We start from the raw sequence: 23,735 nt of genomic DNA, 5'->3' as shown, positions 1-23,735 counted from the left end.
CAGGGCCGGGGACATGCCCCTCAGACGGCGAACCAGGGCCGGTTCGGAAGGGTTTCGGTCAAAGGTCCCGGCACCGACATGCCAAGGCGGCCGACAACTTTCTGCCGTTCGATCTTGGCCGGCCGGTCATGGATTGGCAGCAGGAAGGTGTAGTTGTTGAGCAGCTTCTTGATCGCGCCCTTCTCCTCACGCTTGGTCTGCGAGTGGTTGCCGGTCACGCGCGGCTCCATGTCGTTGTTGGTGTAGACGTGATTGACGATCTGGTCGTTGAAATCATAGATCACGTCGCCACAGATGCAGGCCAGGCCTTCCGATGTCTCGACGATGACATTCATGCTGCCTTCGGTATGGGCGCCTGCCCGCTCGCACCAGACGCCGGGAATGATTTCTTCCGCGCCGGTGATCTCCAGGTCGAGGAACCGCATGGCCTCCGGCTCGTAGATCCGGTCGACAAGGTGCTTGATGTCGGGCTTGGGATATTGCGGGAACATGATGCCGGAGACGGAGAATTCCATTTCCTTGCGGTTGATGACCACGGTGGTGTTCATCGGGAACTTGTCGTCCTGGCCGGCATGGTCGATGTGCAGGTGGGTGTGCAGGATATAGCGGATATCGCCCAGTTTCAGACCATGCTTGGCCAGCTGGTTCTCGATCATGTTGTCATGGAACTGCAACCCGCGCATGCCGAGCGATTCCATGATGGCGTTGTCGCGATAGCCGGTATCGACCAGGATCGGATACTCGCCTCCGGTAATCAGAAAGCCGTAAACCGGCACGCGCCGAACGCGCCCGCATTCATGCCCCAGGACCAGAAAGCTGGTCTCCAGTTCGATATCGCCCAAGTCGAGAACGTGAATTTGCAAGGCCATTGTGGTCCCTCCCTTTAATAACGGTTACAGCCGGTAGATCCGGGCCGCGGTATCATTGAAAATCGCGGTTCTCTTTTTCTTGGAAAGTCCCGCTGTGGCATCCTGAAAGGCTGCGAAGAGCTCGGAATAGCTCGTCCATAGCTTTTCGATTGGAAAGTTCGATCCGAACATGCAGCGATCGGCACCGAACAGTTTCTCGGTGTCGGTCACCATCTGCGCGATGAAGTCCGGATCATTGCGATGAATGAAGGTCCCGAAAGCCGACAGCTTGGTCACCACGTTCGGACAATCGGCGAGACGTTTCATGCCTTCGCGCCAGGCCTTGTGCCCTGCAGGCGACGTGTCCTCCTTCATGCCAGCATGCTGCAGGATGAAGGTCACTTCCGGACACGCGCGCGCTAGCTCGGCTGCCGCTTTCATCTGGCCGGAGAACACCTGCAGATCAAAGGACCAGTCGTAATCGGCGAGCCTGGCGATGTTTCTGCGCAGCTGTGGCGCACGGCAGATATCGGGGTCGCTGGCAAAGCGGTAGAGCGGGTTCTCGTGCCAGTGCAGCTGCTGCCGGATGCCGCGCATCAGCGGGTACTTCTTGAGCTTGTCGAGCTGCGGCCTGACGTCTTCGACCATGAAATCCGAATAGCCGACGATCCCGGCAATCAGACCGTGCTCATCCGCCACGTCCTGAACCCACGCCACTTCATCGGCAAACCAGTTGGGTGCCCAGTTGGCCTGCACGTAGACCGACTTGGTGATCCCGGTCCCCGCGATATCGGACTTGTATTCGTCAATGGTGTAGTCGCGCATCAGCGCGCCATAGGGGCCAAAGATACGTGGCTGTTCAGGGCCAAGCAGCCAGGGCAGATCCTTCTGCAGCCAGATATGGTGATGTGCATCAATCATGCGGACCTCGACAGGGACAGGAGATGGTCAACGATGGCGGGGCTGTTTGCCCCGTTGCCCAAATGATCAAGCATGGGCAGAACGGCTTTCAGGCCTGCGGTCGCCGGCATGTAATCCGGATCGGCGGCAAGCGGGGTCAGCCAGTCCAGCCGCCAGGCGCTTCGGGACAGTTTACGGACCGCCTCGATCATTTGATCCGGCGCACCGCGTTCCAGCCCGTCGGAGATGAAAACCACCGCCGCTCCGCGCGCATATCCGGCAAAGCGAGGCACCGCGAGGAAGGCCTGCAAGGCTTCCCCGATACGGGTGCCGCCATCGAAATCGGCAATCGTGGCTGCGGCACGCGCCAGGGCAAGGTTCGGCGTCGAAGGCCGCAACGCGGCGGTGATCCGGGTCAGGCGAGTCCCGATTGTAAAGACTTCCACCCGGTCCGCCGCTTGCACGACGGCATGGGCAAGACGCATCAAGCCTTCTGTCCGCTCTTTCATCGAGCCGGACACATCGATCAGAAGCAGCACCCGGCGCTGCCGTGTCTTGCGCCGGGTTTCAAACAGCCGCAGCACATCGCCATCACGCCGCGCAGCCTCGCGCAGGCTGCGCCTCAAATCGAAGCGGTTGCCGCGTTTTGCCGATTTCCGGCGGTAGGACAGCCGGCGCGGCAGTGCCCGCTCGGCTTCACGCGCCAGCCGGTCAAGTGCGGCCCGGTCATCACTGTCACTCAAGCTTCTGCGGGAAAGCCGTTCGGCGGTGACGGCCTCGCCGCCCACCTCGCTCTGGTCGTCTTCGGCATCGATCTCGACGCTGGTTTGTGTCGGCTCGTAGGCCTCCACGGATTCGTCGTCATCATCGTCACCCACCGGTGCCTTGATGACCTGGTCCAGAAAGACCGCCCTGAAGATTGCGTCGTACTCGGCCATCCGCTCGGGCGGAACGCCGAACAGCGCCCGGCCTGCACGATGGATATCGGTCATGTTGCGCGGGCCAAGCAACCCGACACCCTCGATGAAATGCACAGTTTGGTCCGGGGAGACGGCAAAGCCGGACTGCCGCAGAACCTGCGCGAAATGCACGAAGGGATCGAGGGTCCGGGGCAGCTCGCTCATGCGGCTTCTCCGGGCAGGATCGCATCCAGGCGCGACGACAGATAGGCGAGATCATCCTGATCCTTGATCGCCACGCCGATGGCGCGCTTGAAGGCTTCGGGCCAGTGAACGCCTTGCGAATTGAGCAGGGTTGCCGCCTCGGCCCATTCCACGGTTTCGGCCACGCCGGGCGGTTTTGCCAGCGGCTCTGCACGCAGCAAACCGACCGAAGCCACCACGGCTTCAGCTGTTGCATGGGCGACGGAGCTTGCACGCGCCATGACGATGCGGGCTTCGAGTTCCGGATTGGGATAGTCGATCCAGTGATAGACACAGCGGCGGCGCAACGCCTCGTGCAGGTCGCGCGTCCGGTTCGATGTCAGCACCACCACCGGCGGCCGTGTGGCGCGCACGGTCCCGGTTTCGGGAATGGAAATGCTGAAGTCCGAGAGGAACTCCAGAAGAAACGCCTCGAACTCGTGGTCGGCGCGGTCAATCTCGTCAATCAGCAGCAGGGAATCCGCGGGGTTTCTCAGCGCCTCCAGCAGCGGCCTTTGCAGCAGGAAATCCTCGGAATAGAGGTTGACGAAGCCTTCCTGGGCCTGCCGGATCGCCAGCATCTGGCGCGGGTAGTTCCACTCGTACAGGGCAGCCGCCGCATCGATGCCCTCAAAGCACTGCAGGCGGATGACGTTGCGTCCGAGAACCCCGCCAAGGGCCTTGGCCGCCTCGGTCTTGCCAACGCCGGGAGCGCCTTCCAGCAGAAGCGGCTTGCCCAGCGCCAGCGCCAGATAGGCGGTCGTAGCCAACGCATCGTCAGCCAGGTACTGCGCGTCGATCAGGGCGCGCTGCAAGCCGGTGGGATCGGTAATCCCCGATATGTTGGATACGACGGCCATCAGGCGGGCATCCCCTTGGGCCGGGCGCCACCATTTTCACGCAGGCCACGCAGGATTTTCTCCGGCGTGATCGGAAGGCGGTCGCAACGCACGCCGACCGCATTGTAGATCGCATTGGCGATACCGGGCAGCACCGGGTTGGCGCACATTTCGCCAGGTCCCTTGCCGCCGAAGGGCGCGTCTTCTGCCGGTCGTTCAAGCACGGCAATGTTGTGCGGCACGATCTGGCCGGGGCCAGGCATGAGGTAGGTGTTGAAATCCTCCGGCCCATGCTCGCGCACCGGATAATAGGGTTCCGTCGTTTCATAGAGCGCGTGGCTGACGCCCATCCATGCTCCACCGATCAGCTGTTGCTCGACCAGCCGCGGGTTCAGGGCGCGTCCGACTTCATAGGCCGAATTGATCTCCTTGACTTCAACCTCACCGGTTTCGTCATCAACTTCAAGATCAATGACGAGGGCGGCGTGGGCAAAGCAGGTGACCGGCGTCATTTCGCCGGTGTCGGCATCTGCCTCCGACGGCGGGATCAGGAAGATGCCTCGCCCAGACAAGGTCCGTCCCTGCTTGAACTGCGCGGCAATGGCGGTTTCGGCAATGGTGATCGAGCGGCTGGGCGCACCCTTGACGTGGATGTTGCCCTTGCCGTCGGTATCGAGATCGCTGGCATTGACCTCCAGTTCCTCGGCGGCGGCCTCCATCATCTGCTTGCGCGCTTCCGCGGCGGCCCGGATGACGGCGTTGCCAACCCGGTGCGTTCCGCGTGAGGCGAAAGACCCCATGCAGTGCGGGCCGGTATCACTGTCGGCAGTATCGACATAGACGTCGGCCACCGGGACACCCAGCGTTTCAGCCGCGATCTGCCGGGTCACGGATTTCATTCCCTGCCCGAGATCGATCGAGGACAGGGCAACCATGAATTTGCCGTCCGGGGTTGAATGGACCAGAGCCTGGGACGGGTCGCCACCCAGGTTCATGCCGATCGGATAGTTGATGCAGGCAAAGCCCCGACCTTTGTGAATGGTCATGTCAGCGTCTCCTGATGCCGGAGGTAAAGGGAGAGGATCCGGGCCGCTTCACGCCCCGCGAGAACGGCTGGGCCGGCGCATAGGGTGCCGGTTGCGCTGCAGGCGGCGTCGGCGGTGATGCCGGCTGGGGCGCATAGGATGCGGGTTGTGCCGGGGCTGGGGTTGGCGCCTGTGCCGGTGCTGATGTTGGCGGCGCCGGCTGCGCGTAGCTTGGGGTCGCAGGACCGGACGGCGCAGCAATGGGCGGCGTCGGCTGCGGTGCCTGGTAGGATGGCGCAGCCGCCGGTCGTACAGGAGCACCCGGAGCGGCCGCGACGGGCGGTGCACTCACGGGTTCGGCCCCCATCCTGTGACCGATCCGTTCGGCATCGATCTGCATGTCCGGATTTTGAACCGGCGCACCGCTGACCGCCACACCATGCGTACCCGCAGGCACGCGTCCGGTGCCGTTTTTGGCAGGCGACGTGCTGCTGGTCCGGCCGGCGCGCCGTTCACCGATGCGGCCCTCGGAATCAATTACCGTTTCGGGGATGGCGACGCGTTCCGGCGTACCGCCGCCAGTCAGTGACGACTGCGCGGCAGCCTCCGCCGAGATCGGCCAGTTGGCCTTGCCGGCCGCCACCTGGCAGCACTCGATCAAGGCGGTGTTCTTGGCCTTGCGCCGGTGCGCCTTCATGTCACCGTCGCGGTAGGCATTGAGAATGCGGAACTCGATCGGGTTCATGCCGACTGCTTCGGCTCCCCGGTCCATCTGGCACTCGATCGCAAAATCCACCGCGGTGATGCCGAAGCCGCGCATGGCTGTCGCCGGCGTCCGGTTGGTGATGCAGCAAAACACGTTGGAAGCGACATTCGGAATGAAATACGGCCCCGGAACATGGCCGGTTCCCTTGATGATCGCGTAGGGCGACAGCCGCATGTAGGCACCGCTGTCGAAGAACCCGGTGAGTTCGCGCGCGATGATCTTGCCATCCCGCGTCAGCCCGTCCTTCAGCCGCCAGCGTTCCGCACCGCGCGGAGCGCCAACCTGCATTTCCTCGTAGCGGTCCCAGGCAAACTTCACCGGCCGGCCGGTAAGCATCGCCCCCAGAACGGCAGTCGGTTCGACAACCGAATCCACCTTTCCACCGAAACCGCCGCCAACCGTGCCGCCGATGAAGTGCAGCCGCGACGATGCGATGTCGAGCAATTTGGCAGTGGTTCCGAGCGAGAAGAACAAGGCCTGGGTGTTGGTGTAGCAGACGAACCGGTCGTTGGTCTCCGGCGCGGCGATAGCGCCGCAGGTTTCCATCGGCGCCTGCTCGATCGGGGACATCTGGTACTCGGCCTCGATAACATGATCGGCACGGGCGAAGGCGGCGTTGACATCCCCAAAGCGCAGCTTCTGGTGATCGTAGGTGTTGTGATAATCAAAGGTGTTGTTGGGATAGACCTCGTTGACCACCGGCGCATTCGGCTGCAGTGCTTCTTCCGGATCGAGAACGTGCGGCAACACCGAATAGTCCACCCGCACCGCGGCACAGGCATCACGCGCCTGGCGTTCGGTGTCGGCGATCACCCAGGCGACAGCCTCGCCCAAATAGCGAACCTTGTCATGCGCGCACAACGGCTCGTCATCACGGCCGAAGTTGATAAGCGAAAGCAGCGTGTTGAGATTGTTCGGCACATCCTTGGCGGTGGCGACCCGGCGGACGCCGGGCATGCGTTCGGCTGCCGATGTGTCGATGGATCTTATCTGGGCATGATGATGCGGCGACCGGACGGCGCGCATATGCAGCAGCCCGTCGAACAGATGGTCGTCATAAAACGGGGTACGGCCGGTGACATGACCGAGAATGTCTTGCCGGATCGTCGGCTTGCCGATCTCCTTGAGCGTGTCGTCACGTTCGTTGGCAAACAGGTCTTTGCGAAATTCGACAGATGACATCAGACGGCCCTCCCCTGCATTCTTGCGGCCGCCAGCAGGATGGCGTCGACGATCGGCTCATAACCGGTACAGCGGCACAGGTTTCCTGAAATCGCCTCGATCACCTCGGCGCGGTCAGGATTGGGGACCCGCTCCAGCAATGCCTTTGCCGCGAGCAGCATGCCCGAAGTGCAAAATCCGCATTGCGCCGCAAACCCTTCCATGAAGGTGGTCTGCAAGACATCAAGGTGCTGCCCGTTGGCCAGTCCGCCAACCGTATCGATCCGGCGGCCTTCGACTGTCTCGGCAAGCGTCAGGCAGGACAAATGCGGCTGACCGTCGATCAGCACGGTGCAGGCACCGCACGTTCCCTGGGCGCAGCCCTGTTTCGGCGTGAGGTCTCCGACACCGCGGCGCAACACATCGATCAGGGCTGCCCCGTGATCGGCGAAAAGCGCCACTTCGCTGTCGTTGAGGGTGAAGGTGATTGGGGTTTTTGCCATCAGAGGCGCCCTCCGTTCAGCAACAGTCGTTTGAGATGAACCGGCGCCACTTCGCGGCGATACCAGGCCGTGGCCAGCGCATCGTCGGCGGGTTGCAGATCCTGCGTGCAGACCGCGAGTGCAGGCGCGATACCCGCCTCATCCAGTTGCCCGCCGCTGCTGAGAGCCCGTTCAGCCGCCTTCGAACGCAGCGGTGTCGGTCCCATGCCACCCCATGCCAGCCGGACATCGCCGCGACGCAGCCATGCGGCAACCGACAACAGCGCAACGCCCTTCGGTTTGACGCGGCTGATCTTGGCAAAGCGGAATTCGGTTTCACTGACGTTCGGAACGATGACGGCCGTCACCAGGTTGCGGGCATGAGACCGGCCAGCGAGGAAACTTTCCATCGGCTCTGCCTGGCCATTGGTCATGACCACCCGTGCGTCGAGCGCCAGCAAGGCTGTTGCCAGATCTCCGTAGGGATGGGGAGCAAACAGATTGCCCCCGACAGTTGCCATGTTGCGGATTGCCGGGCCGCCGATCAGCCGTGCGACCTGGTGCAGGAAAGAGACCTCCCGCGATGCCAGGATATCGGCCATTGTTGCGCCGGCCCCGATGCGAATGCCGCCGGACTCTGACCTTATCGAGTTCTCGATCTGGCGCGACCGGATGATCCGGTCGAAACTCTGGTCACCGTAATTGACCGCGCGCATGACCAGGGTTCCTCCACCCAGAAAGCGTGACCGGTCGGTCATGGCCCCGGCCGCCTCGGCCATTGTTTGATATGTTTCGACTGACAGCATGTCAGCTCTCCAATCCCAAGTGCGTCCGGATTGCTCCGAACCCTGCTTCGTAAATATCTGTCCCGACCAGCCGCACCATGGCGTCATGCTGGTCTGCGGGCGTATCGAAACGCCCCTCCCACTCCCAGAACGTATGGTCGCTGTCCGTTACCGGCATTAACCGCAGGTGGCTGACATAGTTGAACAGCGGGATCGGGGTATCGAACAGGCAATAGCTGTAGGCGGTCTCCGCATCGCTGAGCGTCAACAGCTGTTCCCTGAGTTCCGATCCGTCTGTCAGCTTGAAGCGGCGGATGCTCCCCACCCGGTCCGCATCCCGCCCACGCTCGATCTCGCTGCTTGCCACCGCAGGATGCCAGCGGTCATGCCCGTTGAAATCGCGCAGGACGTCCCAGACCACCTCGATGGGAGCTGGCAGAACCGTGCTGCGAATAACCTTTGCCATGACCCTGTTTCCCTGGTTCAGCTTGAATTCGACCGTATGCTTCAGCCGCCAAAGTGCCGCTTGAGCGCATCGAAACCGCCCTTGAACACGTTGGTTGCAATTCCATTGGTAAGATCGGTTTCCTTGTCGGGGTCACAGGAGAACTCCGCCGACCATTCCGCAAAGGTCCGGCCGCCGTCAGTGACGGGAGTCAGCCGCAAAGTGGCCATGTAATCCCAAAGCGGCATCGGCCCTTCCAGCATCACGTAGCTGCAGAACAGGTCGTAGTCCGACATGCCCACCAGTTGCTCGCGGATCATGTCCCCGTTCTGAAGGTGGAAGTTGCGGATGCACCCGATCTTGTCAGACGGCAATCCCTCCTCGATCCGGCTGTCGCGAATCCGCGGGTGCCATTTGGGCATGGCGTTGAAATCGCGGATCCTCTCCCAGACAGCGCTGGCTTCGGCGTTGATGACGGATGAAACAAAGACGCGGGCCATTACTTTTCATCCTTCTTGGAGGCTGCCTTCGAGCGGGCGGATTCCGTGACCGCACGCGACATGTCGCTGGCATTGCGGAAGATGTCGGAGCGCGCGATGTTGGCCCCGTCGATGCCGATGTCGCTGAGCAGACTGTCCACGAACGGTGCCTGGACGCGGTAGCGCAGGGCGGAGTTCATGACCTCGTCGGTGGGGCTCGGCGAACCGCTGCCACCACCGCCGCTGCCGCCGCCATTGCCGCCATTGGCCCAGTCAAGCCCCTGGGTGCCGGAGCCGCCCAGCTGCATGATCCGGATGTCGTTGATCTTCTCAAGCGGCTTGGCGGACGCAGACACGATGCCCTCGACGTGTTCCAGCATCTTGCGCTTGAACAGGCTTGCACGTGCGCCGTCGGTGAGAACGTTCTCGGCCTCGTTGATGAGCTTCTGCGCTTCGGCCTCGACCGCTGCACGGATCTTCTCGGCTTCGGCGCCGATCCGCTTGCGTTCTGCTTCCAGTTCGGCCGCGGTGACACCGATCGTCTTGGCCCGCATGGCGATCTCCTTCTCGCCGGCGGTCTTGGTCTTCTCGGCAGCTTCCACAGCACGGGCCCGGGCACTTTCCGCCTCGATGGCAGCCGCACTCTGGTCCAGAGATTTCTGGTAAAGCGCGATGGCCTTTTCCATTGTCGCCTCTTCGACAGCCCGCTCGCGCGCGATCTCGAGACGACGGCGCTCTGTCTGGTGACCGATGCGGGCATCGTCCAGTCCACGCTCGGAGGCGATACGTGCACGCTCGATCTCTTCCTGGCTGGCGATCTCGGCTTCGCGCAGGACCTGGACACGGGCGATTTCGAGCTGTTCGAGAGCCTTCTTGCGCTCGAGCTTCCTGGCTTCAAGCTCCTGCTCGGCAAGGATCTTCTCGGCGTCCACGGTCTTCTGCTTGGAGACCTTCGCCGCCTCGATGGCCTCGTCTGCAGCGATCTGGGCGCCGTCGAGTGCCTTGTTGCGGGCAATCTCGAGATCCCGGATCTTCTGGTCGCGGGCGATCTTTTCGGCCGTTGTTTCGGCTTCCTTCTCGATCCGCTGACCTTCGATCAGGCGACGGCTGGAGATCTCGGCGGCTTCGATTGCCTCCTGCTTCTCGATTTCGCGGCTGCGGATTTCAGCATCGCGCATGATTTCCGCGGCACGTGTCTTGCCATGTTCGTTGATTTTGGCGGCGTTGATGACCTCCTGGGCGGAGACGCCGGCGATTTCGACGGCCCGGTTGCGGGCAATCTCGCGTTCGCGCATGTCCTGCTCGTAGGCAATGCGTTCGGCGGCCAGTTTCTTTTCCTTGGCGATCCGCTTGGCTTCGACCGCTTCCTGCTTGGCGGTTTCGGCATGGGCGATGGCCAGATCGCGGGCCAGGTCGCGCTCCTTGGTGCGTTCCTCGTTCTCGATCCGCTCGACCGCGGTACGTGCCTCGGTGGCGATCCGCGCCTTCTCGACAGCCTCGCGGCTGGCGATCTCGGCCTGATCGATGGCTTCGTTGCGGGCGATCTCGAGGGCACGCAGACGTTCCTGCTGGCCAATGCGCTCGCGGGACGTGATTTCCGTTGCTTCGATCTCCGCCGTCTCGAGTGTCTTGCGACGCTCGATCTCGAGACTTTGTGTCGCCAGTTCGGATGCAATCCGTTCTGCGGTAAGTGTCTTCTCGCGGGCAATCTTGGCGGCTTCCGTCGCCTGCTGCGAAGCGATCTCGGCTTCCTCGAGAATCTTCTTGCGCTCGATTTCCAGGGTGCGGGTGGCCTTGTCGGCTGCAATCCGCTCCTGGGAGACCGATTTTTCCTGCGCAATGCGCAGCTTTTCGGAGGCTTCGCGCGCAGCGATCTCGGCTTCTTCTATGGCAAGGTTGCGGGCAATTTCGCGTTCGCGCGTCGAACGTTCGAGCGCAATCCTTGCTTCGGTGATTTCCTGCTGCTGCGCAATCCTTGCCTTCTCGATCATCTCTTGCGCATTGATACCGGCGGCATCGATCTTCTGCTTGCGGTCGATCTCGCTGGCCTCGGTTTCCAGTTCCTTGGCAATGCGGGCCTGGGTCAGCACGCGTTCCTGTGCGATGCGGGCCTTCTCGATCGCTTCCTTGGCAGCGATGTCTGCAGACTCGGTGTCCAGGTTGGTCTGGATCCGGGCTTCGGTGAGAACCTTCTCCTGTGAAATCCTGGCTTTCTCGATAGTCTGACGGGTCGAAATTTCAGCCTCGTCGATAACCTGCTGGCGTTCGATTTCCTGCTCGCGGATCCGCCGTTCGGAAGCGATCCGCGCCGCCGCGATCTGTTCGTCGTTGGAAATCCGTGCGGTCTCGATCGCCTCACGGCTCGACAGGGTCGCCTGTTCGGCTTCCTTCTCCCGCTCGGAACGTTCGCGGGCCAGGTCGGTGCGCTGCTGGGCCCGGCGGAATTCGATTTCCCGTTCCTGTTCAAGGCGGGCGCTTTCGCTCTCGCGCTCGATGTTCAGCGATTCTTTCTCCGCCTCCAGGTTGCGGGCGCGGATCTGCAGCATCGTGCTCTGCTCGATGTCATTGCGCAGCTTGCGGCGGCCTTCGATGGCCTCGATCACCGAGGTCAGACCTTCAGCATCGAACCGGTTGGACGGATTGAAATACTCGATCTCGGTCTGGTCGATATCGAGGATGGCGACGCTTTCGAGTTCGAGCCCGTTCTTGTTGAGCCCCTCCTGCGCCATTTCCATCACCCGGCGGACATAGTCGCCGCGCTGTTCATGCAGCTCTTCCATCGTCATGTCGGCGGCCACGGTCCGCAAGGCGGAGACGAACTTGCCGGACAGCAACTGGTGAATGCGTTCGGGTTCGAGTGTTCTCCGGCCCAGTGTCGACGCCGCCAGGGTCACGGCCTTGCGGCTCTGCTCGACGCGCACGTAAAACGACGCTTCGATATCAATGCGCATCCGGTCCTTGGTGATCAGCGCGTTTTCCTTGTCGCGCACCACGTGAAGGTCCATGGAATTCATGTTGACCGGCGTGATGTCGTGAATGATCGGCCAGACGAAGGCGCCGCCGTCGATCACCACTTTCTCGCCGAGAAAGCCGGTGCGGACGAAGGCGATTTCCTTGGTCGAACGCCGATAAAGCCAGTTCATCACCCAGTAGGCGATGAAGATCACGATCACGGCCATGATCAGCCACAAAATCAGCTGCCCTATGAGTTCTCCGGTCATGTCTATCCTCCTGCGCGCGTGCGCCTGTCGTCTTGGGCCTTACCGGCCGATTTGCTTGAATTTCTTGGTTTGCGCGGTCAGCGCGATCTCGGTCGGAAGCCGTTCCATCGAGGACGCCCCGTAAAATCCGTGACAGTATTTCGTGTTCTTGAGAACGAAGTCGGCGTCCTCGGGGCTGGCGACCGGGCCGCCATGAACCAGCACGATGACATCCGGATTGACGTCCAGCGCGGCCTTGGCCCAGGCATCCGTCAGGGCCGGTGCATCCGCCAGCTTCACCCCTGTCTCCGCTCCGATGGAACCGCCGGTGGTCAGACCAAGATGCACGACAATGATGTCGGCGCCGGCTCCCGCCATCGCCGCGGCATCGGCTTCCGAGAAGACATAAGGCGTAGTCAGCAAGCCCTTCTTGCTGGCCATCGCGATCATGTCGACCTCGAGCTGGTAGGACATTCCGGTCTCTTCGAGATTGGCCCGGAAGGTGCCGTCGATCAGACCCACGGTCGGAAAGTTCTGCACGCCGCTGAACCCGGCGTCCTTTACCTGGTCGAGAAACTTGTCCATCAGCCGGAACGGGTCGGAAGCACAGACGCCGGCCAGCACCGGGGTTTGCTTGACGACAGGCAGGACTTCTCCGGCCATTTCCATCACCACACCATTGGCGTCGCCATAGGGCATCAGCCCGGCAAGGGACCCGCGTCCAGCCATCCGGTAACGGCCCGAATTGTAGATCACGATCAAGTCGATCCCGCCGGCTTCCTCGCACTTGGCCGAAAGCCCGGTGCCCGCGCCGCCGCCGATGATCGGCTCCCCGGCATCGCGCATCGCACGGAATTTCTTGATCAGCTGGTCTCGGTCAAACATGGTTCAGGCTCTCTTGGCTGGTCGTGAAGGGCGGGCGTGGAAAGACCGGAAAGTCTTGACCACGAGCTCGGCGAAGGCGGGGTCATTGATGTTGTGCGGAACCCGGATCAGCTGCCGGTTTGCCGTCTGGCGCACGGTCTGCTCGAGCGTTTCGAACAAGGCCTTGTCGGCGGCCGGATCCCAGAACGGCTTGCCCGGCGCATCCAGTGCCGAAACACCGCCTTCAGGCAGGAAGAAGCGCACCGGACCGTTCATCTGGTTGAGCTTTTCACCGATGAACTTGGCCATGGCGATGTTCTCGTCCACGGTGGTCCGCATCAGCGTGATCTGCGGATTGTGCTCGTAGAACAGCCTGCCGCGATAGCGCTCCGGCACTGTGTCAGGCGCGTTGAAATTCACCATGTCCAGCGCGCCGCAAGCGCCGATATAGGGCTCGCCGCTGTCGATCATGGCGTCAAAGCGGGTCTCGTCGGCTGCAAACACACCGCCGGCGACCATGTCGCAGATTTCGGTGGTCGTCAGATCCAGAACGCCCGCCAGCATGCCCGAGGATACCAGCTTCTCCATTGCCCGCCCGCCGGTGCCGGTGGCATGGAAGACAAGGCAGTCGTAATCGGCTTCAAGCTTTGCGGCGACGGCCTGGACGCAGGGTGTCGTTACGCCGAACATGGTCAGGCCGATGGCTGGCTTGTCTTCGACAGGCTTCGCGGCACTGCGCGCCTTGGCCATTCCCGCCATTGCATTGGCGGCGTTCCCCAACACTTCGCGGGTGATCGAGTTGATCCCCTGAACGTCGGCAACCGAAGGCATCAGGGTGATGTCGGACGGGCCGATATACTGGGCGGTGTTTCCCGACGCGACGGTCGAGACGATGATTTTCGGCACACCGACCGGCGGCACGCGAAACGCCGGGGCAACAATGGCCGTTCCACCGGAACCGCCGGCGGCCAGCAGGCCGGCCACATCGTTTCGCTGCGCGATCCAGCGTTCGAAAGCGAGCGTCATGCCGGCGACGGCGGTTCCGCGATCCCCGGTAAACACACCGGAGCTACCGCGCGGGTGGAACCCGGCCACGGCCGTCGGCGGCACTTCGGCGCCGGAAGGCTTGCCGCTTGTCGACAAATCGACAAGTGCCACGCGCACACCCTGCGCCTTGATGATATCGCGCATGAAGCGCAACTCGTCGCCCTTGGTATCAAGCGTGCCGCAAATATAGACGACGCCGGTCCGGCCGGTATCCACGCGCGGCATCGCTGTCTTGACCGCAGCAGCTTCCGGCGTGACCGTCCTTGCCGATTGCCGGATCACACTGATCGGGACGGGTGCGCTCCAGCGGGTCGGCAGCTTCGGATTGGACACGTATATCTTGGTGATTTTCTGCGCTTCCGGGGCACTCGCCGGGCGCGCTTCCGGTGTTTCGCTCGCAGGCGTCTCGTCATGCGCATGACGGCCGACACCGAGCAAGGCTTGCTGCAGGTCGCGGTCCGCGGCCAGCACCCCCGCATCCATCACGCGGTTGACCTTGCCATTGACCATGATGGCAACCTGTTCCGCGACAGAGCAGGCCACGCCGATATTCTGCTCGATCACCAGAACATCGATATCGCCCTCGCGCCCCAGGTTGACCAGCATCTCGGCCACCTGGTTGACGATCACCGGCGCCAGCCCTTCGGTCGGCTCGTCCATCACCAGAAGCTTCGGATTGAGAAGCAGCGCCCGGCCGATCGCGAGCATTTGCTGCTCACCACCGGACAGCTGCGCGCCGCCGTTGGTCTTGCGCTCGGCCAGACGCGGAAAGACGCTGTAGATGCGTTCGGGCGTCCAGGCTCCGCCCTTGGTGGCGACGAGCCGCAGATGCTCATCGACGGTAAGCGATTTCCAAAGCCGCCGTCCCTGCGGCACATAGCCAATGCCCAGGCGGGCAATTTCGGACGAAGACAGCCCGGCAAGGTTCTGCCCATTGAAGGCAATCGACCCGGAAGTCGTGGGAACCAGGCCCATGATGGCTTTGCACAGCGTCGTCTTGCCCATGCCGTTGCGGCCGACCACGGACAGAACGCCCGAGCCCAGCGTCAGGTCGACGCCCTGCAGTGCGCGCGATTGGCCGTAATTGACGTGGAGATCGCGGACTTCGAGGATAGGGGTGCCGGAGCGGGACTCAGCCATGCGCTTCACCTCCCAGATAAAGGGCCTGAACCTCAGGATCGTCCTCGATCTCGGCCGGCTTGCCTTCCTTGAAGATGCGGCCGTTGTGCATCATCGTCACCTGCTCGCTGACGCGCAGCGCAACATCCATGTCGTGCTCGATGATGATGAAACCGACATGGCTTGGCAGCCGGTTGAGAATGCTGATCAGTTCGCGGCGCTCTGTTGGCGACAATCCCGCGGCTGGCTCGTCAAACAGGATGAACCGGGGAGCTCCCGACAGCGCCATGGCGATCTCCAGCTGGCGCTGCTGGCCATAGGAAAGATCGCTCACATTGGTGTTGCGCACATCGGCCAGGTTGACCGTCTCAACCAGCTCTTCCGCCGTCTGCACGAGCGGATCCGAGCGGCGCGGCCGGAGGAAGGAAAAGCGCCCGCGCGACACGCCACGGCAGGCCAGATAAACATTGTCGAGAACCGTCAAGCCGCTGAACAGCAGCGATATCTGGTAGGTCCGCCGCAGCCCCCGCCTGATCCGCTCGTGAGCCGGGAACCCGGTGACATCCTCACCGAAAAACCTGATCGCACCCGAAGTCGGCGCAAAATCCCCGGTAATGCAGTTGAACAGCGTGGTCTTGCCCGCGCCGTTCGATCCCAGCACCGCGCGGCGCTCCCCCGGACCGACCTGGATGTTGATCCCGCCAAGCGCCTGGAGCGCGCCGAATGACTTGGACACATCGCGCAATTCCAGCGCAAATCCTGCCCCTTTTTCCACTCCGGCCTGACCGGGGTTGAGTGTCGCAGCATTCATGTCCGGTCACCTCCACGGTCCTGCCCGGTGAGCGGATCCCGGTTGCTGCGTGCACGCAGACGCGCCCACAGACCGAGAATGCCGTCAGGCGAGAAAAAGACGATGAGCAGGAACCCGATGCCGATAACCAGCTGGAAGCGCTCGCCGGCCAGCCCCAGAACCACCAGCACGTCAACCGCGAAGGTCTTCAGAAGAACGTAGATAAAGGCACCGATGAAGGCCCCTATCGGGTGACCCAGGCCACCGATCACGGCAATGACCAGAATGTCGATCGCAGCCCCGATACCCACTGTTCCCGGAGAAATCTGTGAGGATTGCCAGGTCAGCAGGATGCCGCCGACCCCGGCGATCAGGCCGGCAAATGCATAGGCGGAAACCCGGTGCGCGGTAACATTGTAGCCAAGCGCTGCCATCCGGCGCGGATTGTCGCGAACGCCCTGAAGCGCAAGACCGAAGGGGGCGCGGCTGACATAGAGCACGGCGCCGTAGCCCGCGACGGCCCAGAACAGCGAGAGATAGTAGAACGCGACCGGTCCGCGCCAGTTCACGCCGAACAGTTCCGGCGGAAGAACCGTGTTGAAGCCCTGAAAGCCATTGAACAGATCGTAGTTCTGGCGGGTGAAGTAGAAGAACGCTGCGGCGATCGCCAGCGTGATCATGATGGTATAGATCCCCACCGTGCGGACAGCGAGCCAGCCAACGGCGCAGGAGACGACAACGGTCAGTGCCAGGGCAAGCGGGATGGTGATCCACCAGGGCCAGCCTTGCGAAATGCCGGAAATGGCACTGTCTCCGAAGATGGCCACCATGTACCCGGCAAAGCCTGCAAGGGCCATCTGCGCCAGGCTGACCATGCCGCCATAACCACCCAGAAACATCAGGCTCAGGGCGATCAGGCCGAGAATGAATGCCCAGCCGAAAATCTGGAACATGACGAAGTCACTGACGAAGGCAGGAACAACCAGCAGCAGCAGCCCGAGAACCCAGTAGGCTGGCGGCACACGCTCCAACCAGTTGCGGACTTCGCCGGCCGGCTCTTCGGATCTGTCGAGAACGGTCATGATCTACGCCTTCCCCAACAGGCCCTGCGGGCGGAATGCAAGGACGACAATCATGATGACGAACGTCAGCACGACGGCGTAGGTCGGGAAATAGACAGACCCGAACTGCTCGGCGAGGCCGATCAGCAGGGCGCCCAGAGCAGCGCCGGGGATCGAGCCCATGCCGCCGACGATGACGACAACGAGGCTGGCAAGCAGGAAGCGGATATCCTCTCCCGGCGCGACCGACTGGAATGTTCCGCCGACCACGCCGGCCATTCCCGCAAGCCCCGCGCCGAAGGCAAACACACCGACAAAGACAATCTGGATACGGGCGCCGGTGGCGGACAGCATCTCGCGGTCATCCACCCCGGCACGGATCATCATGCCGATCCGGGTCTTGTTGAGCGCCAGCCACATGGCAATGCCCAGCACAACCGCGGCCAGGAAAATGACAATCCGGACCATCGGGTACTTGAGCAGCACCAGCTCGCCCGAGCTGCGCTGGGCGGTCACCAGGAATGTCGTCACAGGGCCGGACAGCCATGACGGGGGCGAGATGTTGATGAAGTCGCCGCCAAAGCCCCACAGCATGAGGTCCGCCACGACCACGGAGATACCGATTGTAACCAGGGTCTGACGCAGGTCTTCGCCTTCCATCCGGCGGAAGACGAACAGCTGCAGCAATATGCCGAAGGCGCCGACCACGATAAAGGCCACCGGAAACGCCAGCAGCCAGTAGCCCGTGATCTTCGCGGCATGAAATCCCACGTAACCGCCCATCAGATAGAGCGTCCCGTGGGCGAGATTGACATTCTGCATGAGCCCGAAAATCAGGGTAAAACCGCTGGCGACAAGAAAGTAGAGCCCACCCAGGGTGATGCCGTTGAACAACGCGTTGAGAAAGATCTTCTTTTTGCCGATGGCATCGACCAGGCCCTCGGGCCATATCGCAAAGATCAACCAGAGAAGTACGGCAACCGCCAGTACGATGATCGCCGACCAGACGGGATGCCGGCTGGCAAACTTCCTGACTGGCCCGCTGCGCGGGTCCGGCACAGCTGCGCCGTCCATGGGGCGACCATTACTCACCTGACTTCTCCTCCTCACTCCTTATCCGGAGCCATGAGAGGACATTAGGCGTTGGGCTGCGCAAACCGCATACCCACAAGTCTGTTCGGGTTTCACATCATCGGAAAAGACGGCGGGTTGACGTGGGCAACCCTTCGATAGTCGCTGGGCGATATGCCGACATTGGACGAGAAGAACCGGGTGAAGCTCGCCTGGGACGAAAACCCAAGGTCAAACGCGATGTCGGTAATCGACTTGCCGCCGGTCAGCAGGGAGTCAATCGCCCGCTCGCTTCGCAACGTGTTCATGTAAACATTCGGCGTAACGCCAACATGCTGCTTGAACAGTTTGAAGAAATGCGGCCGGGACAACCCCACCTGCCGTGCCAGAACTTCAAGTTCGAAATTGTCGCCGACGCATTCCTGGATCAGGCGCAACGACCGGCGAACCCGGAAATCGGTAAACCGCCGCAGGGATTCCGTGCGGCAGTTTTCAACCACGGTCTGCCAGGAATGGTCGAAACTGGCTTTCGTCAGGCCGAACAACAGCTGGTCAAACGGCACACGCTGGTCATCATCGAGCAGAAGAGAGGTCAGGCGCATGACGAGATCATTGATCTCCGGGGTCAGGCGCAGCCTCCGATTGCCGAACCGCAGGGCGAATTCGGCGGATGGGCTGTTTTCGAGAAACCACATCGGCTTGATGTAAAGCACCAGACACAACTGGGCGGTGCCCTCTTCAACCTGAAAGCTGTGCGGTTCCCACGGACTGACTGCCGTGCCGTAGCGAGCGTTGAGATCGGTCATCTCCTCCCCGACTTCAACCTGCGCGTCAGCACCGTCAACGTAGAAAATCAGATGCCCCTCGCGATGCGCATGGGTGACGATTGTCTTGTCCAGGTGATACAGCGCTGCGCGGCCGAATTCACCGTGGTAAACTGAGACTGCATAACTCACCGAGCGATCCTCCCAAATCGCGCTGCGCCGAGGCGTCAGCATATCAGTGCTCCCTTAACACTCACCAGACTGGGCGTAGAAAACCGCCATTGGCAAGCCATAAGGCATAAAATTCATACTCTAGGTTATTTCGTAATCCCTTTGTTTTCCCGCGTGTATTCATGCAAATATTCACCTTAAGCGGCAGTATAGGCGGTCTTTACAATGGTGAAGAATTCGGCCGCATGGCTGCCTTGTTCGCGAGAACCATGGCTCGACGCCTTGCGCCCGCCAAACGGCACATGATAATCGACGCCGGCTGTCGGCAGGTTGACCATGACCATGCCGGCTTGCGATTTGCGTTTGAAATCATTGGCATATTTCAAACTCGTCGTGCAGATACCGGCACTCAGTCCAAACTCGGTATCGTTGGCGACGAACAGGGCTTCCTCATAGTCCCGCACCCTGATGACCGAAGCCACGGGGCCAAAGACTTCCTCACAATTGATCCGCATCGCCGGTAGAGTTTCCGTCAACAATGCAGGTGACAAAAAGTAACCTTCAGTCTCACGCCGGACGAGCTCTCCGCCCTGGCGCAGATGTGCTCCCTGCGACCGGGCGATGGCGATATAGTCCAGATCCTGCGCAAGCTGGGCCGCATCGGCCACCGGACCGATATGCGTGGCGGCATCAAGTGCGTGGCCGACACGCAGGGACGCAAGCCGCTCGGCAACGGCGCTGACAAAGCGGTCGTGGATGCCTTGTGTGACGACCAGGCGCGATGACGCCGTGCAGCGTTGTCCGGTCGAGAAGAAGGCGCCGTCGACAGCACACTGGACTGCGAGATCGAGATCAGCGTCATCAAGCACCACCAACGGGTTCTTGCCGCCCATTTCGAGCTGGATCTTGCGCATGAACGGCAGGCTGGCGCTGGCGACCCGCGTACCGGTAGCCTGCGATCCGGTGAACGTGATCGCATCGATGCGCTCGTCATCCAGCATGGTTTGGCCGACGACCGAGCCGGCACCGATGACCAGGTTGAACACGCCTGCCGGCACGCCGGCCCGGTGCAGGATGTCAGCCAAGGCCCACGCGGACCCCGGCACCAGCTCCGCCGGCTTGAACACAACCGCGTTGCCGTAACAAAGCGCCGGAGCAATTTTCCAGGCAGGGATCGCTATCGGGAAGTTCCAGGGCGCAATGATGCCAACCACGCCGACCGGTTCACGGGTGATCTCGACCCCGACCCCTGGCCGGACCGACGCCACGATCTCGCCGCGCTGGCGCAAGGCCTCGGCGGCAAAGAACAGGAATATCTGGCCTGCGCGCTGAACCTCGGCAATCGCTTCCGGCAGGACCTTGCCTTCCTCACGGGCCAGGAGTTCGCCAAGCTCCTGCTTTCGCGCCAGGATTTCGTCCCCCGCACGGTGAAGGATGTCGTGCCTTTCCTGGGGACCGCTCAGCGCCCATTGCGGGGCTGCCGCCTGTGCGGCGGCGATCGCCTGCTGCGTCTCGGCTCTGCCTGCCTGCGCGTAGATATCGACAACATCGCTGATATCCGAGGGATTGATGTTCTCGACACCGTGCGATGTGGTGACCCATTCACCACCGATCAGCATTGGTTTCATTGCTGTGGTCCTTCAGTAAACATCTTCGAGAGCGGCAACCGCCGCAGTCTCGGTAATGTCGTTGCGCCCGGATATGGCTTGAATGGCGTGTTGCAGGTTTTGCGGGACGGCTCCCATTTCGGAAAGCCGCGAGGAAAGCGGGATGCGGGACAGGAACTCCCTGAGTGCCTGATCGAGATCTGGCGCTTCGGGTGCGATGATCTGCTGCAGGATGGCTTCCTTCCGGCTGTCATGTTCGGTCACCTTGATGATTCCGGGCAACAACAGCCGTGCCGCGTCGGCGGTCTTCACGGTCTGGCATTCAGATGCCAGGGCCCGCGAGAGAAGCTGCGTCGGGCCGATACCTTTCTCCTGGGCCAGCGCTGCATTCAGGCATGCCGCCATGAGTTCCCGGCGAATGGTCAGGTCGCTGCCGAATTCCGAGGCACCCAAAACCGCCACGGCGCGGATGAGACCGTCCAGCGCCATGCCGTCGGCGGGCGGGTTGTAGGCCTCGCTGAGATAACTCTCGATACACCGCACCAGGCTGACGATCGCCGATGGAATGGTCTGTACCGAGGTTGTCGAAAGAATCAGGGCCGGATCAAAAATCAGCACCGAAGGCAAACCGTTGCGCCAGCTTTCAATCTGCCGTGTGCAGGGATCTGGCAGCCCGTCGACGCCCGGTATGGCATAAAGCATTGGCCGATGGCCGGTTGCATCCTGCAGTGCGCGCCTTGCCTTGCGCCCCATCTCCAACGCACGAACGCTGCCAAAGGCGATGATCGCGTCCAGTTGCTCGCCGTCGTAAAGACCGGGCAGGCTCTTCGCCACGCCTGAAAGTGCCGAATGCTCCTCCAGGCAAAGAAAGCTGGGCTTGATCCTGGGCGGCAAACCACCCCTGACCCGTTCGTAGAATTCGGTATCGGCCAGGGACTTGTCGCAAATCAGAAGCGCCGTCTTGTATCCGCCCTGCTGCAGCTCGGAATGCAGCGCCATCTCCACAACATCATCAGCAAAATGGACACGCGTCGGATACGTGATGAGCGTCATAGCTTTAACCGAAGGCCTGCAGGGAAAATGTCCGGGCGCCGCAGCTAGCGACGCCCGGATGAGCGACCGATCAGTAAGAGGCTTTGCAAGCCGGGGTGTCGCGGCTCGGCAGGCCAATGGCGGCAAAGGCTTCGGGATCAATACCCAAAGTCTGGTTCACATTGTCCACCCTGGCAACCATTTCGGTAGCCAGCGTACCGTCGGGCAGTTCGACAACTTCGGATACGAAGTTTGAGCCGATTGCCTGGCGGTTTTCATCAAGCTTGATGGTCCCGGTGGGTGTTTCAAGAACCAGATTGCTCAGGCAGCCTCGAAACGCGACCTGGCCGTCAGACAGATCGCCACCCACGGTGTCCATGCACTGCAACATCGCATTCGTGGCGTTGTAATAGCCGGTTGCGAACATCGACGGTGTCGGGAACCGCTGATCTGGCTCGAAGGCATCCTGATAGGCTTTCACGAAAGCCTGCCACTTGGGATCGTCCCATGTGTCGGCTTGCGGTCCGGAAGAGGGAGTACCGATCAGCGCCTGCTTGGCCGCGCCTTCGGAAGACAGCACCGTGCCGTCGACCATGATGGTACCGCCGACCAAATGGGCATCACCACCTGCCTGCTGGTACTGGTTGAGGAAGTTGACGGCATCACCGCCGCCAAGACCGAGGTAGATGGCATCCACATCATCGGGCAACGCCGCGATGATCGAACCGAAGTCCTTGGTCCCGAGCGGCACCCACAGACGCTCCGACACTTCCCCGCCGGCGGCGCAGAATTCGGTGACCAAGCCAAACACCTGCGTGTAGATGAACGAGTAGTCCTCGCCTACGGTCGCAATCTTTTTGTAGCCCTTTTCGTTGTAGATGTAGTTGCCAAGGCCGGCCGACCACTGCGCTCCATCGATGTTGAAGCGGAAGAAGTTCTCGGACGGCTCCACAAACGTGGTTTCCATGGCACCGGAAATCCCGTTGATGAATGTCGTCTGCGGCTGCGTTTTGGAGTAGTCACGGATGGCGATGCCTTCCGATCCTGAGACCGGCCCGATGACAATGGAAACGCCATCCTGCTCGACCAGCTTGCGCGCGCCGCGCAAGGCGCTGTCGGGCGAAGTATCGGTAGACTGGATGATGACTTCGATTTCCCGTCCAGCCGCCTTGTTGCCCGCTTCCATGAGTGCGGTTTTCAAGCCACGGATGCTGTCTTCGCCGAGAGCCGTGTAAGTTCCTTCGAGCGTTGCGAGAACGCCAACCTTGAGAACCCCGGATTTGTCATCGGCTGCCGCTGTTGTCGCGTTGGCTGCGACAAGCGCAAGCACGGACAATGACCCCAAAAGTACCTTCTTCATCGTATTCCTCCCAATTGAACTCCCCCGTCCCTGCGTCCAGCCCGGACACAGACGGGGATAGCGAGAGATTGGCGGATGAAGACCCTATCCCCGATCTCCGGCAGTGCGCCTGTGTACCCATTCGTCTTATTTTTTGGGATCGACAGCGGCTTTCCGCAGCGGGCTGGAAGGCCCCCAGACCCGTAGCGCGACAAAAACACTGCTGATGGCGCCAAACAGGACCAGCATGATCAGCGAAACGTACCAGGTTGCCGTCGCAATGCTGAGATCGGACAGAAACAGCAGCAGAATTCCCGTCAGCGTCAGCAGCAACGGCTCCAGCAGCTGGAAGGGCTCCATCGTGAACATCAGCGCGGCAAACCGGAAGCCCGCGATCGTGATCAGGAACTGCGCCAGCAGCTCCACCGTCTGCGCGCAGCGGATCATGTTGCCGAGCGTGTTTCCGTCTGCCAGGCAAACCTGGTCGGTGAAGATCAGCATGTAGACCTTCAACACCAGGGCAATCGCCAGCCCCAGGCCAATCAGCATCTGGCAGACGATCATCAGCGTAAAGGCAGGGCGCTCAAGCGCGGTTACCAGGATCTGTGCCGGGTGCTGGCTTCGGGTTTCCATGGGTTGATCCTTGTTTCTTCAAGACAGGCCCATCGTCTTGGAATCAGGGATTGACGGCAACCGCGCGAAACCTCCTCACATTACCAAGCGTCTGAAAAAGGATCGGCGGATGTCCGCGCTTCAGAGCCACACTGCTGTTTGCCATCGGACCCAACGACCGCCGCC

General features: G+C 61.7%; 20 protein-coding genes and 1 pseudogene. All 21 read right to left on the bottom strand.

Going from position 1 to position 23,735, the window contains the following annotated elements; translation table 11 throughout:
- Positions 1 to 20: 20 nt before the first annotated feature.
- The 21 genes and pseudogenes from WNY80_RS07015 to WNY80_RS06915 all read right to left on the bottom strand — a co-directional run bounded on the left by WNY80_RS07015 (position 21) and on the right by WNY80_RS06915 (position 23,570).
- Positions 21 to 869 (bottom strand): N-acyl homoserine lactonase family protein, encoded by an 849-nt coding sequence (locus WNY80_RS07015; protein WP_342886632.1) that lies wholly within the window; start codon positions 867 to 869, stop codon positions 21 to 23.
- Positions 870 to 893: 24 nt separating this feature from the next.
- Positions 894 to 1,769: an amidohydrolase family protein gene (locus WNY80_RS07010; protein ID WP_342886631.1), complete on the bottom strand. Its 876-nt coding sequence runs from the start codon at positions 1,767 to 1,769 to the stop codon at positions 894 to 896.
- Positions 1,766 to 2,872: a VWA domain-containing protein gene (locus tag WNY80_RS07005; protein WP_342886630.1), complete on the bottom strand. Its 1,107-nt coding sequence runs from the start codon at positions 2,870 to 2,872 to the stop codon at positions 1,766 to 1,768. The genes WNY80_RS07010 and WNY80_RS07005 overlap by 4 nt, the downstream gene beginning before the upstream one ends.
- A complete protein-coding gene (locus tag WNY80_RS07000; RefSeq protein WP_342886629.1) occupies positions 2,869 to 3,750 on the bottom strand; it encodes a MoxR family ATPase in 882 nt (293 codons plus the stop codon). The genes WNY80_RS07005 and WNY80_RS07000 overlap by 4 nt, the downstream gene beginning before the upstream one ends.
- Entirely contained in the window at positions 3,750 to 4,775 is a 1,026-nt protein-coding gene (locus WNY80_RS06995; RefSeq protein ID WP_342886628.1) for a molybdopterin cofactor-binding domain-containing protein, read from the bottom strand. The genes WNY80_RS07000 and WNY80_RS06995 overlap by 1 nt, the downstream gene beginning before the upstream one ends.
- A gap of 592 nt (positions 4,776 to 5,367) precedes the next feature.
- Positions 5,368 to 6,702 (bottom strand): annotated as a pseudogene (locus WNY80_RS06990) (molybdopterin cofactor-binding domain-containing protein); the annotation flags it as partial.
- Positions 6,702 to 7,184: a (2Fe-2S)-binding protein gene (locus tag WNY80_RS06985; protein ID WP_342886627.1), complete on the bottom strand. Its 483-nt coding sequence runs from the start codon at positions 7,182 to 7,184 to the stop codon at positions 6,702 to 6,704. The pseudogene WNY80_RS06990 and the gene WNY80_RS06985, both read right to left, overlap by 1 nt.
- The gene (locus WNY80_RS06980; RefSeq protein WP_342886626.1) at positions 7,184 to 7,969 is read right to left on the bottom strand and encodes an FAD binding domain-containing protein; all 786 of its coding nucleotides are present in this window, start codon (positions 7,967 to 7,969) and stop codon (positions 7,184 to 7,186) included. The genes WNY80_RS06985 and WNY80_RS06980 overlap by 1 nt, the downstream gene beginning before the upstream one ends.
- 1 nt (position 7,970) lies before the next feature.
- Positions 7,971 to 8,414 carry an SRPBCC family protein gene (locus WNY80_RS06975; RefSeq protein ID WP_342886625.1) on the bottom strand — a complete coding sequence of 148 codons (444 nt, stop codon included), beginning with the start codon at positions 8,412 to 8,414 and terminating at the stop codon, positions 7,971 to 7,973.
- A 41-nt stretch (positions 8,415 to 8,455) separates the two neighbouring features.
- On the bottom strand, positions 8,456 to 8,893 hold the full coding sequence (locus tag WNY80_RS06970; protein WP_342886624.1) for an SRPBCC family protein: 438 nt from the start codon (positions 8,891 to 8,893) through the stop codon (positions 8,456 to 8,458).
- Positions 8,893 to 12,093, bottom strand: coding sequence for a flotillin domain-containing protein (locus WNY80_RS06965; RefSeq protein WP_342886623.1), 3,201 nt, complete (start codon positions 12,091 to 12,093; stop codon positions 8,893 to 8,895). Before WNY80_RS06965 ends, WNY80_RS06970 begins: the two co-directional genes overlap by 1 nt.
- A 39-nt stretch (positions 12,094 to 12,132) precedes the next feature.
- Positions 12,133 to 12,957: a phosphoenolpyruvate hydrolase family protein gene (locus WNY80_RS06960; RefSeq protein ID WP_342886622.1), complete on the bottom strand. Its 825-nt coding sequence runs from the start codon at positions 12,955 to 12,957 to the stop codon at positions 12,133 to 12,135.
- A gap of 3 nt (positions 12,958 to 12,960) precedes the next feature.
- On the bottom strand, positions 12,961 to 15,123 hold the full coding sequence (locus WNY80_RS06955; RefSeq protein WP_342886621.1) for an ABC transporter permease: 2,163 nt from the start codon (positions 15,121 to 15,123) through the stop codon (positions 12,961 to 12,963).
- Positions 15,116 to 15,913, bottom strand: coding sequence for an ABC transporter ATP-binding protein (locus WNY80_RS06950; RefSeq protein WP_342886620.1), 798 nt, complete (start codon positions 15,911 to 15,913; stop codon positions 15,116 to 15,118). The genes WNY80_RS06955 and WNY80_RS06950 overlap by 8 nt, the downstream gene beginning before the upstream one ends.
- Entirely contained in the window at positions 15,910 to 16,974 is a 1,065-nt protein-coding gene (locus WNY80_RS06945) for a branched-chain amino acid ABC transporter permease (protein ID WP_342886619.1), read from the bottom strand. Before WNY80_RS06945 ends, WNY80_RS06950 begins: the two co-directional genes overlap by 4 nt.
- 3 nt (positions 16,975 to 16,977) lie before the next feature.
- Positions 16,978 to 18,027, bottom strand: coding sequence for a branched-chain amino acid ABC transporter permease (locus tag WNY80_RS06940; RefSeq protein WP_342886939.1), 1,050 nt, complete (start codon positions 18,025 to 18,027; stop codon positions 16,978 to 16,980).
- 110 nt (positions 18,028 to 18,137) lie between these two features.
- Positions 18,138 to 18,980: an AraC family transcriptional regulator gene (locus WNY80_RS06935; RefSeq protein WP_342886618.1), complete on the bottom strand. Its 843-nt coding sequence runs from the start codon at positions 18,978 to 18,980 to the stop codon at positions 18,138 to 18,140.
- A gap of 176 nt (positions 18,981 to 19,156) precedes the next feature.
- Complete coding sequence (locus tag WNY80_RS06930; protein WP_342886617.1) at positions 19,157 to 20,587, bottom strand: aldehyde dehydrogenase family protein; 1,431 nt, start codon at positions 20,585 to 20,587, stop codon at positions 19,157 to 19,159.
- 12 nt (positions 20,588 to 20,599) lie between these two features.
- Complete coding sequence (locus WNY80_RS06925; RefSeq protein ID WP_342886616.1) at positions 20,600 to 21,619, bottom strand: iron-containing alcohol dehydrogenase; 1,020 nt, start codon at positions 21,617 to 21,619, stop codon at positions 20,600 to 20,602.
- A gap of 70 nt (positions 21,620 to 21,689) precedes the next feature.
- A complete protein-coding gene (locus tag WNY80_RS06920) occupies positions 21,690 to 22,958 on the bottom strand; it encodes an ABC transporter substrate-binding protein (protein WP_342886615.1) in 1,269 nt (422 codons plus the stop codon).
- A gap of 126 nt (positions 22,959 to 23,084) precedes the next feature.
- On the bottom strand, positions 23,085 to 23,570 hold the full coding sequence (locus WNY80_RS06915) for a hypothetical protein (RefSeq protein WP_342886614.1): 486 nt from the start codon (positions 23,568 to 23,570) through the stop codon (positions 23,085 to 23,087).
- Positions 23,571 to 23,735 lie beyond the last annotated feature (165 nt).

Origin of the sequence: Hoeflea sp. AS16 (assembly GCF_038900095.1) — a bacterium.
GTDB lineage: Bacteria > Pseudomonadota > Alphaproteobacteria > Rhizobiales > Rhizobiaceae > Hoeflea.
This window is presented reverse-complemented; position numbering and strand designations above follow the sequence as displayed.